Origin of the sequence: Vibrio rotiferianus (genome assembly GCF_002214395.1) — a bacterium.
Taxonomy (GTDB): domain Bacteria; phylum Pseudomonadota; class Gammaproteobacteria; order Enterobacterales; family Vibrionaceae; genus Vibrio; species Vibrio rotiferianus.
This window is the reverse complement of record NZ_CP018312.1, coordinates 2,270,454-2,281,943: the sequence shown is the minus strand read 5'-3', so window position 1 is coordinate 2,281,943 and position 11,490 is coordinate 2,270,454. Positions and strand designations below refer to the sequence as shown.

Annotated in this window: 15 protein-coding genes; 7 read left to right on the top strand and 8 right to left on the bottom strand. The window is 44.4% G+C overall.

Going from position 1 to position 11,490, the window contains the following annotated elements:
• The 4 genes from BSZ04_RS19610 to BSZ04_RS19595 form a co-directional block, all read right to left on the bottom strand.
• Positions 1-855, bottom strand: a complete 855-nt coding sequence (locus BSZ04_RS19610) for a thioredoxin family protein (protein ID WP_088881194.1) — start codon at positions 853-855, stop codon at positions 1-3.
• Positions 856-1,053: 198 nt separating this feature from the next.
• The gene (locus BSZ04_RS24975) at positions 1,054-1,236 is read right to left on the bottom strand and encodes a hypothetical protein (RefSeq protein WP_077201018.1); all 183 of its coding nucleotides are present in this window, start codon (positions 1,234-1,236) and stop codon (positions 1,054-1,056) included.
• Between the two features lie 74 nt (positions 1,237-1,310).
• Entirely contained in the window at positions 1,311-2,138 is an 828-nt protein-coding gene (locus BSZ04_RS19600; RefSeq protein ID WP_088881193.1) for an SDR family oxidoreductase, read from the bottom strand.
• A 37-nt stretch (positions 2,139-2,175) separates the two neighbouring features.
• Entirely contained in the window at positions 2,176-3,093 is a 918-nt protein-coding gene (locus BSZ04_RS19595; protein WP_088881639.1) for a TIGR01777 family oxidoreductase, read from the bottom strand.
• Positions 3,094-3,333: 240 nt separating this feature from the next.
• On the opposite strand from BSZ04_RS19595, the gene BSZ04_RS19590 reads away from it, so the two are divergent.
• The 6 genes from BSZ04_RS19590 to yfcE all read left to right on the top strand — a co-directional run bounded on the left by BSZ04_RS19590 (position 3,334) and on the right by yfcE (position 6,562).
• Positions 3,334-4,068: a DUF1538 domain-containing protein gene (locus BSZ04_RS19590; RefSeq protein ID WP_010446766.1), complete on the top strand. Its 735-nt coding sequence runs from the start codon at positions 3,334-3,336 to the stop codon at positions 4,066-4,068.
• Positions 4,065-4,856: a DUF1538 domain-containing protein gene (locus tag BSZ04_RS19585; RefSeq protein ID WP_088881192.1), complete on the top strand. Its 792-nt coding sequence runs from the start codon at positions 4,065-4,067 to the stop codon at positions 4,854-4,856. The genes BSZ04_RS19590 and BSZ04_RS19585 overlap by 4 nt, the downstream gene beginning before the upstream one ends.
• Positions 4,846-5,196 carry a P-II family nitrogen regulator gene (locus tag BSZ04_RS19580; RefSeq protein WP_010446770.1) on the top strand — a complete coding sequence of 117 codons (351 nt, stop codon included), beginning with the start codon at positions 4,846-4,848 and terminating at the stop codon, positions 5,194-5,196. Before BSZ04_RS19585 ends, BSZ04_RS19580 begins: the two co-directional genes overlap by 11 nt.
• Positions 5,193-5,597, top strand: a complete 405-nt coding sequence (locus BSZ04_RS19575) for a CBS domain-containing protein (protein ID WP_010446771.1) — start codon at positions 5,193-5,195, stop codon at positions 5,595-5,597. Before BSZ04_RS19580 ends, BSZ04_RS19575 begins: the two co-directional genes overlap by 4 nt.
• 124 nt (positions 5,598-5,721) lie before the next feature.
• On the top strand, positions 5,722-5,931 hold the full coding sequence (locus BSZ04_RS19570; RefSeq protein ID WP_010446774.1) for a hypothetical protein: 210 nt from the start codon (positions 5,722-5,724) through the stop codon (positions 5,929-5,931).
• An 85-nt stretch (positions 5,932-6,016) separates the two neighbouring features.
• Positions 6,017-6,562, top strand: a complete 546-nt coding sequence (gene yfcE, locus BSZ04_RS19565; protein WP_038885303.1) for a phosphodiesterase — start codon at positions 6,017-6,019, stop codon at positions 6,560-6,562.
• Positions 6,563-6,615: 53 nt separating this feature from the next.
• On the opposite strand, the gene BSZ04_RS19560 is transcribed toward yfcE, so the two are convergent.
• Genes BSZ04_RS19560 through BSZ04_RS19545 form a run of 4 tightly spaced genes read right to left on the bottom strand, consistent with a single transcriptional unit; the run spans position 6,616 to position 9,125 of the window.
• Positions 6,616-6,894, bottom strand: coding sequence for an Rdx family protein (locus BSZ04_RS19560; RefSeq protein ID WP_045399025.1), 279 nt, complete (start codon positions 6,892-6,894; stop codon positions 6,616-6,618).
• A 23-nt stretch (positions 6,895-6,917) separates the two neighbouring features.
• Positions 6,918-7,673, bottom strand: a complete 756-nt coding sequence (locus tag BSZ04_RS19555; RefSeq protein WP_088881191.1) for a sulfite exporter TauE/SafE family protein — start codon at positions 7,671-7,673, stop codon at positions 6,918-6,920.
• A gap of 46 nt (positions 7,674-7,719) precedes the next feature.
• Complete coding sequence (locus BSZ04_RS19550; protein WP_045385388.1) at positions 7,720-8,235, bottom strand: regulatory protein ToxS; 516 nt, start codon at positions 8,233-8,235, stop codon at positions 7,720-7,722.
• 11 nt (positions 8,236-8,246) lie between these two features.
• Positions 8,247-9,125 carry a transcriptional regulator gene (locus BSZ04_RS19545; protein WP_010446782.1) on the bottom strand — a complete coding sequence of 293 codons (879 nt, stop codon included), beginning with the start codon at positions 9,123-9,125 and terminating at the stop codon, positions 8,247-8,249.
• A gap of 269 nt (positions 9,126-9,394) precedes the next feature.
• On the opposite strand from BSZ04_RS19545, the gene htpG reads away from it, so the two are divergent.
• Positions 9,395-11,299 carry a molecular chaperone HtpG gene (htpG, locus tag BSZ04_RS19540; RefSeq protein WP_088881190.1) on the top strand — a complete coding sequence of 635 codons (1,905 nt, stop codon included), beginning with the start codon at positions 9,395-9,397 and terminating at the stop codon, positions 11,297-11,299.
• The last annotated feature ends 191 nt before the right edge of the window (positions 11,300-11,490 follow it).

Below are 11,490 nucleotides of genomic sequence, written 5' to 3'. Positions count from 1 at the left end.
TTAGTACAAAATCGAGTAAAGTTGACGGCGGTATTTGCTTGCCAATGCGTTACCTTGGCCAAGTGCGCTCAAGATATCCATAAAGACTTTCTTCACTTCACCGTCTTGTGCACCAAGGTTAGCTTTGAGAATGTTCCAAAGCAGCTCAAGTGCTTCTTCATCACGGCCGACTTGGTTGTATTGAACTGCAAGCTCACACGCGAGTTCTAAATTATCAGGGTTTGCGGCTAGCTCTTGTTCAAGGCGTTGAAGCTCTGGGCTATCTGCGGCTTGAAGATGTAGATCTAACTTCGCGATCAAACCTTTGTAGTAGTTGTCTTGGTATTCCAGTGGAATCGCGCCCAACAGCGTTTGTGCCAATTCAAACTGCTTGGTTTCCAGTAAGCAATCTGCCATCGCTAGTTTTACATCACCACGGTTTTGAAGCTCTTCCGATAACGTTTGTAGAATCGCCAAAGCTTGAGCATGTTCACCTTGTTGGAGCAGTTCGCTGGCTTGCTTCAACTGCATCTCATCTTGGCTTGGCAGATGCTTTTGCAGCATTGCCGTAATCGCGTCAATTGGCTGAGGGCCACCCATCCCATCGACTGCTTGACCATTCATAAACAATGCGATGGTCGGTAGCACTTGCACGCCGAATTGAGAAGCAAGAGTTGGCTGCTGTTCACAGTTCAATAGAGCAAGGGTGAAAGCGCCGTTGTATTGCTGAGCCAGCATTTGTAATTCAGGAATCACTTGTGCACTTTCTGGTTGAGCACTCGCCCAAAAATGAATCAACACCGGCGTGTTCATTGATCCTTCAAGCGTTTCACGGAAGTTTTGTTCTGTTAACTCAACGATAAATGGGGATTGCATCAGAGTATCCTTGCTTTTTGTTTCTTGTCGTTGATTGTAGATATGGAGTTGATATTTGGGAAATTCAAGCGATAGAAAGGAAAAACGCTGCCGAAGCAGCGTATTCCTGATAGCAAGCGAAAGTGCTATTAAATTTGGCAAGTCCAGCACGGGTTAGAGAGTCTAGTTAGACGTTATAGTTGTGTGCTGGGTGTGGTATCAAAATAGGATGAACATGGTCAACACTACACCCACACTAAGCCAGTTAAGCTGATTTAATGTCATTATTGTCTCGCGAAAATACAAAACAGAAAGGGTGGCGATACCAAATCTAAAGTGAGTATCCACATCGCGTTCAGGCTCGATGGATGAAGATACTAACCTAGAAATTGATTCGAACATTGAGGTTTTCTTAACCTACATGCTCATAATGACATCACATTGTTACGGTAAAATTACATTGTGATAAAAAGTTTTTATGCTGCTTGTCGCAAAATTTTATCAAGAAGACGAGTTGGTAATAGGCGCTTTAAAACGGCAAAGACTTTGGTTGGTGTGGTGATTCTGTAGCGAATCTTTGGTTTATCACTGTTGAGTGCGTGAAGCACGGGCTCAATACAAGATTCAGCAGGAAGCACAAACTTGTTGTTCGACTTGTCGTTATCTAAACGCTGCTTCTGCCCTTCGTAAGCTGCTCTGTGGGCGCTGCTTTCCACATCAATCCACTGCTCAAATGCCTTTAAGGCATTCTGTCTAAACTGGGTCTCTATCGGCCCTGGTTCGATCAATGCAACCTTGATGTTGGTGTCCATCAATTCCAAACGTAGGGTGTCTGTCCAGCCTTCTAGCGCGAACTTAGATGCGTTATAGGCGCCACGATACTTCATGGCGGCAAAGCCGAGTACGGAACTGTTTTGGATGATGCGCCCTTCACCCTGTTTACGCATGTGCGGTAGCACTTCTCTTACGAGTTGGTGCCAGCCGAAGAAGTTGGTTTGAAATTGTGCTTGAAGGGCCTCTGTCGGCAAGTCTTCCAAAGCACCCGGTTGACCGTAAGCGCCATTGTTGAAGACGGCATAAAGTTTACCCTCAGCTAGCTCGAACGCTTGCGCGACGCCGGATGAAATACTCTCAGGATCATTAAGGTCAAGCTTAATACAAGTTAAGCCCTCGTTGGTGAGGCGTTCGATGTCTTGGTCTTGTCGGCAGGAAGCAATGACGTGGAAGCCTTCCTTTTGCAAAGCATGGGCACATACGTAACCGATGCCAGTGGAGCATCCGGTGATAAGAACTGACTTTTTCATGGTATAGGGCTCACTGAGAGGGCGTGAGCCTTATGATTCAACAACTTCGGTCTTGAAGCAAGTGTTTGAGGGCTGGGGCGACTCTAGAGTAACTGAACTTGAAGCCGAGTTCGGTTAACTTTTTCGGCTTAGCTCGCGCACTATCGAAGAGTAGGCAAGCTGCCTCGCCCATGGCTAACTCCATCACCCATTTAGGAGAACGCATGAAGTGGGGACGCTTTAAGGTTTTTGCTAATGTCTTGCTAAAAATACTGTTGGTAACTGGATGGGGAGCGCATAGGTTAAAGAGTCCATGAGCATGAGGCGTTTCTAATAGGTACATTATTGCTCGCACCATATCGAGTAAGTGTATCCAAGGCATATACTGGTTGCCGCTACCCAGTGGCCCACCCAAACCAAACTTGTAGGGAGGGATCATTTTTGCCAACGCGCCACCATTTTGGCCAAGTACGATACCAGTGCGTATTATACAAACTCTAGTTTGCTCAGATTCGGCATGTTTTGCGATTTGTTCCCATTTTTCACAAACTTGATGGGCAAAGCAGTTGCTATTCACATGCAACGCTTCATCAAAGGGGTGATCCTGTTGGTCGCCGTAGTAACCAACAGCGGAACCACTTATAAACACCGAAGGTGGCTTGGTGCTGGCATGAATCAGCTCGACAATTCGCTCCGTTATTTTCCACCTACTACTGCAGATAAGCTCTTTTTGCTGCTTGGTCCAGCGTTTATCTGCAATTGGCTCTCCTGCGAGGTTAATTACGGCATCAATGTCGTTGAGATCTTCAAGGGAGTTAAGAGAGTCTAAGTATTGAATATTTCCAACATCAGCATGCTGAAGACGCTGTTTTGCCTGTGCGGGACTGCGAGTTAACAAAAGTACTTGATGAGTTGTGAGTAACTTCATCAATTCTGAACCAATAAAACCAGTGCCGCCAGTAAGCAGTATCTTCATGGTATCCCTTTGAGTTAAAGACATATTTACTCATTATAGTCTTTTTTGACTGAGATGATCAGTGATGTGTTCAATTGATGTTGATACATTGGAACATTCCCAATTTAAGTCATTGCCCTCCCACTTAGTTCACATTTTTAACATATGTAACCAAATGTTATTTATGTCGGAATGTTGCTCACACTCGCTTGCTCAAAACTATGTCATTCTAAAAAAAGCACATACAAAAAAGGGAATTGAATGGCAGCATTGTTGGCACTATTTCGCGCCTGTCTAAGCAGCGCAAGGGACTTACTTCCTATTGTTGTTGTGATTACTTTTTTCCAACTGGTTGTTTTACAAGAGCCGCTACCCAACATCGCTCCAATTCTTTTCGGTTTATTGCTGGTTGTTCTTGGCCTGACGTTTTTTATTTTTGGGTTGGAAATGGGGTTGTTTCCGATTGGAGAAAGCATGGCGCAGGCTTTTGCCAGAAAAGGCAGCGTATTCTGGTTGCTTATTTTTGCTTTTTGTCTTGGCTTTGGAACAACCATCGCAGAGCCAGCTCTGACTGCTGTTGCTGATGAAGCTTCAGAAGTGGCAGCTGAGGGGGGGATGATACTCAATACCGAAGAAGCGATGGAAGAATACGCGGATGGCTTACGTCTCACAGTTGCATTGTCGGTAGGGATTGCAATCGTGCTCGGTGTTCTACGCATTCTTAAAGGTTGGCCAATTCAGTATATGATTATTGGTGGGTATATCGGTGTTGTTATTCTAACCGGGTTTGCTCCAGAGAATATTATTGGTATTGCTTATGATTCTGGCGGCGTTACAACCTCTACTATTACCGTACCTTTGGTAACCGCTTTGGGAGTAGGGCTTGCTTCTGCGATCAAAGGTCGTAATCCGATGATTGATGGTTTTGGGCTGATTGCTTTTGCCTCTCTTCTACCGATGATGTTTGTGATGGTTTATGGGATGGTGGTGGCATGATCTCATTTGCTCAGTTTTCGGATACTTTTCTTTCCACCGTCCGTGATGTAGTGCCTATCGCGACCATTATTTTTGGTTTCCAACTTGCGGTATTGAGACGTCCTGTTACCAACCTCTCTAAAGTCATACTTGGCTTCTTCTACGTTATTTTAGGATTATCTCTTTTTTTAATCGGGCTCGAAATGGCGTTGTTTCCATTAGGTGAAACAATGGCGATGCAGCTAACAGCTCCTGACTTTTTGATCGAATTTAAAGTCTCACTGGGTAAAGCTCTGAGTTGGGTTGACTATTATTGGGTGTACCTATTCGCGTTTTGTATTGGCTTTAGTACTACGATAGCGGAACCTTCGCTTATCGCTGTTGCCATCAAGGCAAATCAAGTGTCTGGGGGAAGTATTAGTGTTAACGGACTCAGAATTGCGGTTGCGTTAGGGGTGGCCATTGGTATTTCTTTAGGTAGCTATCGAATTGTAGTGGGTGATCCTATTCATTATTACATCATAGCGGGTTATATAGTGGTGGTTATTCAAACACTATATGCACCAAAGTTAATCATTCCCTTGGCATATGACTCGGGAGGGGTGACGACATCGACGGTCACTGTCCCATTGGTTACGGCTTTGGGATTAGGGCTTGCGTCTACTGTACCTGGACGAAACCCGATGATTGATGGTTTTGGCTTAATCGCTTTTGCCAGTCTATTTCCTATGATTTCTGTGATGGGCTATGCCCAAATAACCCAGTGGTTGAATAAAGATACCGCGGAGGAGAAAGAAAATGCGCTTTAAATTAATTCTGGCCTTTGTGGAGGATAGCAAAACCGACACAGTGTTGGATGCCGCTCGCGAAGCAGGTGCAACCGGGGCGACGGTCATCAATAACGCCCGAGGGCAAGGTTTAAATCAAAAACGTACCTTCTTTGGTCTCACTCTTGAAGTACAGAAAGATGTGTTGCTATTTGTCGTTGAAGAGCATCTTTCGCGGCATATATTAGAAACGATCAGTGAGGTCGGAGAGTTTGACCAAGAATCCGGTCAGGGAATCGCGGTACAAATCGATGTGGAAGACGCAGTGGGTGTTGCGCACCAAGTCGAGACATTAGCAAAGGTTGTTGAGGATGAGCTATGAGTAATCAAGAAATCATTCGTATTAGAGATGTGATGGCATCTACCTACGTTATCGTTGATGGACTTATGACGGTTCATGAAGGTATCGGTCTGGCTCGAAAACATCAGGTCAAAGCATTAGTCGTCCAGAAACGCAATCAAGATGATGAGTTTGGTATTGTGCTGATGAACGACATTGCAAAAAAAGTGCTTGCCGTTGATCGATCTCCTCAAAGAACCAATATCTACGAAATCATGACTAAACCAGCGCTGACAGTCGACCCTAACATGAACGTAAAATATTGTGCGCGGTTATTTGAGCGTTTTGGTATTAGTCGGGCACCAGTGATTGAAAATGGTCAAGTCATTGGCATGGTTAGTTACAATAACATTGTCATGAATGGGATGGCGAAAGGGGAATAGCTGATCATTAATCTCATTCAAGCGACTGGGAGTGAACAGCATTATTTCAGCTATAAATCCCTTTGCATAACCGAAGTATGCATTTTATCCTTTTGCAAAGAGTAGAATTTTAAGGAAATAGTGAATGCCTTTAGTTGCCTGTCCTGTCTGCGAAAGACAGATTTCAAAACGAGCACACAGTTGCCCGGGGTGTGGAGAGCCAGATCCTCTAAATCATTTGGCTAAATCTAAGTTTCTGTCGATGACACTATGGCTAGCTGCATTGATTGGTTTTGGTTATGCCTTCTGGTTTTACCTTTTGCCTATGATGATTGAGTTTGCTCGTCAGCAGTAGTTGAATCCGTACTGAAGCTGAATCGCTGTTGAGGTTATATAAGAAAGCCGTAGAATGGCGTCATTCTTTTTGAGGAGACGATGTCGTGAAACTATTTTTTGCCTCAGATTTGCACGGTTCTTTGCCAGCAACAGAAGAAACCATCAAACTGTATTTAGCCTCAGGTGCAGAGCACTTGATCTTACTTGGAGATACGCTCAATCACGGGCCGAGAAACCCAGTGCCAGAAGGCTACAATCCGCCACAAGTGGCAGAACTTCTGAATCAATACAGTGAACAGATTATTTCGGTACGTGGTAACTGTGACAGTGAAGTTGACCAGATGCTATTGAACTTTCCAATGATGACAGACTATGCGTGGATCCTTTTAGAATCCGGCAAGCGTATTTTCTTAACTCATGGTCACTTGTATCATAGTGGTAAGCGTCCACCATTGCGTGAGGGAGACATTATTGCTCACGGCCATACTCATATACCAGTGGCAGAGGAACAAGACGGGGCTGTTATTTTTAACCCTGGCTCGATGACATTTCCTCGAAACGGTTTGCCGCGCAGCTATGGTTTGATGGAAGGTAACACACTAACCGTGCAAACGCCGGAAGGTGCAGTGCTAGCTCAAACAACGATTTAATCAACGAGTCATAGAGCACATCAGATATTAAATAATAGGGAGCCATTGGCTCCCTATTTTGTATCTGAATGGCCTAAATCACGCTCTGGGTCGATGATGTCTCTTACTCGTTGTTTAAGGACTTTAGCCTCAGGAAAACCGCCGTCTTTTTTACGCTCCCAAATTTGCGTGCCGTTGCAAAAAATCTCAAAACGGCCACCTGTGTCCGGATGCAAGCTGATGGTTTCAATCTCTTCACTGAAAGTATGAAGCAGCTCTTGCGATAGCCAAGTAGAGCGCAACATCCAATTGCACTGGCGACAGTAGTAAATGTCTATGATGGCTTTATCCATTTCTTATTTCCTTTCTCTAAACACTAAAGCAGCAGTTTGATACCGACTGCAAAGGTGAGGATCTCAAACGCAATCTTGATAACGCGATTGCTGTATCGAGTTGCTGCCCACGCACCTAAACTGCCACCTAAAAATGAACTCAATAACAGCACGGGTAGCCATGCCCAATGAATCGGAGCGCCTGCGTGTACGACGGCAACACCACCAATACCATTCCAAAACAGACCGACACAAATCATGGTGTAAGCCACTGCTTGCTTGTAGTCGAACCCAAACCAACGCACGAGGAACAGCGTCACAAGGAGACCTGAACCTGCGGTCAGAGAACCATTGACTATGCCTATTAACATCAACCCCAATCCGCCCAAGATCCAGCCAAATGTATCTCGGTGGGTAGCAAGCTCGACTTGGCCAAGTTCTTTTTTAAAGCGGGAATAGATGCCAAGAGCAAGGATCATCGCACCAAGCATTTTCTCAGCGATATTGTCAGGTATTTGGACAATCAGATTCGCACCAATCACGACACCAATGCTGCCGACTAGAATCAGATAAAGTGCGACTTTCGGTTTTATTGTGCCCGCTTTGAGGTGTGTGCTTGCCGCACCTAGTCCAAGTGCCACTGAAGCCACTTTGTGTGTACCAAGTGCGACAGAAAAGGGCAAGCCGAGAAAGATCAATAGCGGAAATTGCAATAAACCAGCACCACCACCAGAGAGGGAAGCGAGTGTATTTGCAACAAGGGAACCGAAGAAGAGAGTGAGAGTATCTAGCCAATCCATGCGTGAAATAAAGGGGCCATCTTGGCCCCTTATCATTGAATCAAAATCAGTTTCTAAACAGTACCGTAGAACCGTGGTTCAAGCTAGTCAGTAGTAACGTTTTTTCGTTAACCACGTCGATGCGACGGCTTTGCTCGGCATCCAGTCGGAAAATCTGCGTAATTAAGCGCAGCTGTTCGTCAGTAAAATCCTTTGACTGAGATGACGAGATATCCTTGAACTCTGATGGGGTGACTAAGAGGTAATTGTCACTTACTTCCCAGCGTCCTCGTTCTGAAATGTTGATCGTGGACTCAGCAGATGAACCCTGAGCAAACAACTTAATATTTGCTACGCGAATGTAATCGCCGTTAGGTAAGTATTTGACGTTCGATTCAACGTTGACACGGCGTAATGGACCGACTGTGTCATCCGGTAAATTATCTGTAATGACGGTAACCATAGTGGATTGCCACTCATTAGAAGTCAGAACTTGTTCTACTTTTAGGTCACTGCCCCAATAAAGCCAGCTACTAAATAATGCAGACACGGCTAACACCGCAATAGCGAGTTTAATTTTCATCATGCCTCCTATTATTTGCAGATGTCAGTTGGGTCGTTTTGACCAGCAAAAATACGCAATGTCACATTTTCATATGAATGGTCCGTATCGTGAATGTAGTTCAATACAAGCTTATTACCTTGACCTCCAGTAGCGATAACTTTCACTGGCATTACATCGTTTGTATGATTTTCTACGTATCGAGCAACACATTGCTCGATGGAAGGCATCCACTGCATCAATTGAGGGTGGTTTGCCGGAGTCATAACGGGTACACCGCTAAACTCTGCAATTTGGCGAAATTGAGATTCAGCTGGTTTAGTGAGGGTAAAGACGATGATTGGCAGCAGTACAGCAACGAATAAAATGGCACGCGTGAACCAGTTGTTTTTTGAACTTACTTTTGCCGCTGAAAGTGGTGTTGCGTTGTCGCTTACTGAGCTTGGATCTGTTGATACAGAGTCTTCAACCTGCGGTTGCGCTTGAATCTCTTCGGTAACACTTTCAAAAGTGCTTTCTTCAGCGTCGATATCTTCAAGCTCGGCATTTGGCTCAGACGTTGGAGTGCTCATTCTTTCGACACTACAAATCAACTGATAGCCGCGTTTAGGTACCGTTTTTACAAACTCGGGGGATTTTGTTGAGTCCTTCAACATTTTGCGCAATGTAGAAATCGCTTGAGTTAGGCTTGAGTCATCCACCTCAAAGCCTTGATCTCGCCAAACAAACTCATGGAGCTCATGGCGGGTTAATACTTCATTTGGTCTCTCTGAAAGCATAAGCAGAATTCGACTTTCATTGCTTCCTAAGCGAACAACTTCATTGCCACTTTGTTGGTCAGCGAGAGAATTGCTATTTGGGTCAAAGATAAACCTTTGAGCAAGTAGGAATTTGGTGCCGATGTTAGTCATTTAGTTCTTCTTAGATGGATGATTTTGTAATAGTGGTGATTTGCATCGCATTTATTCTGCAATAACAAGATCAAAATAGTGAATTTTAGAAGGTTTTATGCATCAAGGATAAACAAATTTTTCTAAAAAAACACCGTTTTTACCAATATTGACCTTGAATTTACATTTGTCAGCCACATGTTAAATAGCATCTCACGTTGGCATTGAATGATTAAATGCCTCTCAGGCTACGCCAATTATGGCCGTTAATTTAGATATATGGAGCAAACATGAGCGAGACCGTATCTCAAAACAAAGAAACTCGTGGCTTTCAATCTGAAGTAAAACAGCTACTTCACCTTATGATTCATTCTCTTTATTCGAATAAAGAGATTTTCCTGCGCGAATTGATCTCAAATGCGTCTGATGCATCGGATAAACTACGTTTTCAAGCGCTATCTAACCCAGACTTGTTTGAGGGCAATGCAGACCTTGGTGTCAAGCTTACGTTTGATGAAAGCGCGAACACATTAACCATCTCTGATAACGGCATCGGTATGAGCCGTGATGATGTGATTGAACACTTAGGTACGATCGCAAAATCAGGGACGGCAGAATTTTTCTCAAAATTATCTGATGAGCAGAGTAAAGACTCTCAGCTAATTGGTCAATTTGGTGTTGGTTTCTACTCGGCGTTCATCGTTGCTGATGCGGTAACTGTTCGCACTCGTGCAGCGGGTCTAGCGGTTGACGAAGCGGTTCAATGGCATTCTGCAGGTGAAGGTGATTACACCATCGAGACTATCACTAAAGACACTCGTGGTACGGATATCGTGCTACACATGCGTGAAGAAGGTAAAGAATTCCTAAACGAATGGCGTCTGCGTGATGTGATCAGCAAATACTCTGATCATATCGGTATCCCTGTTTCTATCCAAACTTCAGTTCGTGATGACGAAGGTAAAGAAACGGGTGAGAAGAAGTGGGAGCAAATCAACAAAGCCCAAGCGCTTTGGACTCGCAATAAATCAGATATCTCTGAAGAAGAGTACCAAGAGTTCTACAAGCACGTTTCTCATGACTTTGCTGATCCTCTTGCTTGGAGCCACAACCGTGTAGAAGGTAAGAACGACTACACCAGCCTGCTTTACATCCCGGCAAAAGCACCATGGGATATGATGAATCGTGACCATAAATCGGGTCTGAAGCTGTACGTGCAGCGTGTGTTCATCATGGATGATGCAGAGCAATTTATGCCTTCTTACTTGCGCTTTATTCGTGGTTTGATTGATTCCAACGATCTGCCTTTGAACGTATCGCGTGAAATCCTACAAGACAATAAAGTTACTCAATCGCTACGTAATGCTTGTACTAAGCGTGTGCTTACTATGCTAGAGCGCATGGCGAAGAATGATGAAGCTAAATACCAATCATTCTGGAAAGAGTTCGGCCTTGTGATGAAGGAAGGCGTTGCAGAAGACATGGCAAACAAAGAGAAAGTTGCCGGTCTATTGCGCTTTGCTTCTACTGAAGTGGATTCTGCTGAGCAAACTGTCGGACTTGCTTCTTACATTGAACGCATGAAAGAAGGCCAAGATAAGATTTACTATCTAACGGCAGACAGCTACGCAGCCGCGAAGAACAGCCCGCACCTAGAGCAGTTCAAAGCGAAAGGCATCGAAGTTATTTTGATGTTTGACCGTATTGATGAGTGGCTGATGAACTACCTGACTGAGTTTGATGGTAAGCAGTTCCAGTCGATTACTAAAGCAGGCTTAGACCTAAGTAAGTTTGAAGACGAAGCGGAAAAAGAAAAGCAGAAAGAAACTGAAGAAGAGTTCAAATCTGTTGTTGAGCGCACCCAGTCTTACCTAGGCGACCGAGTGAAAGAAGTTCGTACGACTTTCAAACTTGCAACTACGCCAGCGGTTGTCGTGACGGATGATTTCGAAATGGGCACGCAGATGGCGAAGCTTCTCGAAGCCGCCGGTCAAGCGGTACCTGAAGTTAAGTACATCTTCGAAATTAACCCAGAGCATGAGCTAGTGAAGCGTATGGCGGACGAAGCAGATGAAGAAGCATTCGGACGTTGGGTAGAAGTGTTACTAGGCCAAGCAATGCTGGCAGAGCGAGGTTCGATGGAAGATCCAACGCAATTTGTCGGTGCCATCAACAAGCTTTTGACTAAGGTTTAATAGTCAAATATCAGCAAAAAGCTCGCAAAATGCGGGCTTTTTGTTTGCTACCGCATAGATTCACACTTTAAGTGTTGAGTTAGTAATCAATAAGACAAGAAAGCAGGCATTGCTAACATTCTTTAGTCTTAACCTGCTCATTGCATCGTTAACCTGTGTTAGAATCGCAACACTTGAATGTGAGTAATAAG

What these genes read in the sequence shown, in the direction of transcription:
- BSZ04_RS19560 (WP_045399025.1), bottom strand. Translation starts at nt 6,894, where the DNA reads ATGGATAAAGCCATCATAGACATTTACTACTGTCGCCAGTGCAATTGG.
- BSZ04_RS19545 (WP_010446782.1), bottom strand. Translation starts at nt 9,125, where the DNA reads ATGACTAACATCGGCACCAAATTCCTACTTGCTCAAAGGTTTATCTTT.
- BSZ04_RS19570 (WP_010446774.1), top strand. Translation starts at nt 5,722, where the DNA reads ATGCCTTTAGTTGCCTGTCCTGTCTGCGAAAGACAGATTTCAAAACGA.
- BSZ04_RS19580 (WP_010446770.1), top strand. Translation starts at nt 4,846, where the DNA reads ATGCGCTTTAAATTAATTCTGGCCTTTGTGGAGGATAGCAAAACCGAC.
- BSZ04_RS19610 (WP_088881194.1), bottom strand. Translation starts at nt 855, where the DNA reads ATGCAATCCCCATTTATCGTTGAGTTAACAGAACAAAACTTCCGTGAA.
- BSZ04_RS19590 (WP_010446766.1), top strand. Translation starts at nt 3,334, where the DNA reads ATGGCAGCATTGTTGGCACTATTTCGCGCCTGTCTAAGCAGCGCAAGG.
- BSZ04_RS19595 (WP_088881639.1), bottom strand. Translation starts at nt 3,093, where the DNA reads ATGAAGATACTGCTTACTGGCGGCACTGGTTTTATTGGTTCAGAATTG.
- BSZ04_RS19555 (WP_088881191.1), bottom strand. Translation starts at nt 7,673, where the DNA reads ATGGATTGGCTAGATACTCTCACTCTCTTCTTCGGTTCCCTTGTTGCA.
- BSZ04_RS19550 (WP_045385388.1), bottom strand. Translation starts at nt 8,235, where the DNA reads ATGAAAATTAAACTCGCTATTGCGGTGTTAGCCGTGTCTGCATTATTT.
- BSZ04_RS24975 (WP_077201018.1), bottom strand. Translation starts at nt 1,236, where the DNA reads ATGTTCGAATCAATTTCTAGGTTAGTATCTTCATCCATCGAGCCTGAA.
- BSZ04_RS19575 (WP_010446771.1), top strand. Translation starts at nt 5,193, where the DNA reads ATGAGTAATCAAGAAATCATTCGTATTAGAGATGTGATGGCATCTACC.
- BSZ04_RS19585 (WP_088881192.1), top strand. Translation starts at nt 4,065, where the DNA reads ATGATCTCATTTGCTCAGTTTTCGGATACTTTTCTTTCCACCGTCCGT.
- htpG (WP_088881190.1), top strand. Translation starts at nt 9,395, where the DNA reads ATGAGCGAGACCGTATCTCAAAACAAAGAAACTCGTGGCTTTCAATCT.
- BSZ04_RS19600 (WP_088881193.1), bottom strand. Translation starts at nt 2,138, where the DNA reads ATGAAAAAGTCAGTTCTTATCACCGGATGCTCCACTGGCATCGGTTAC.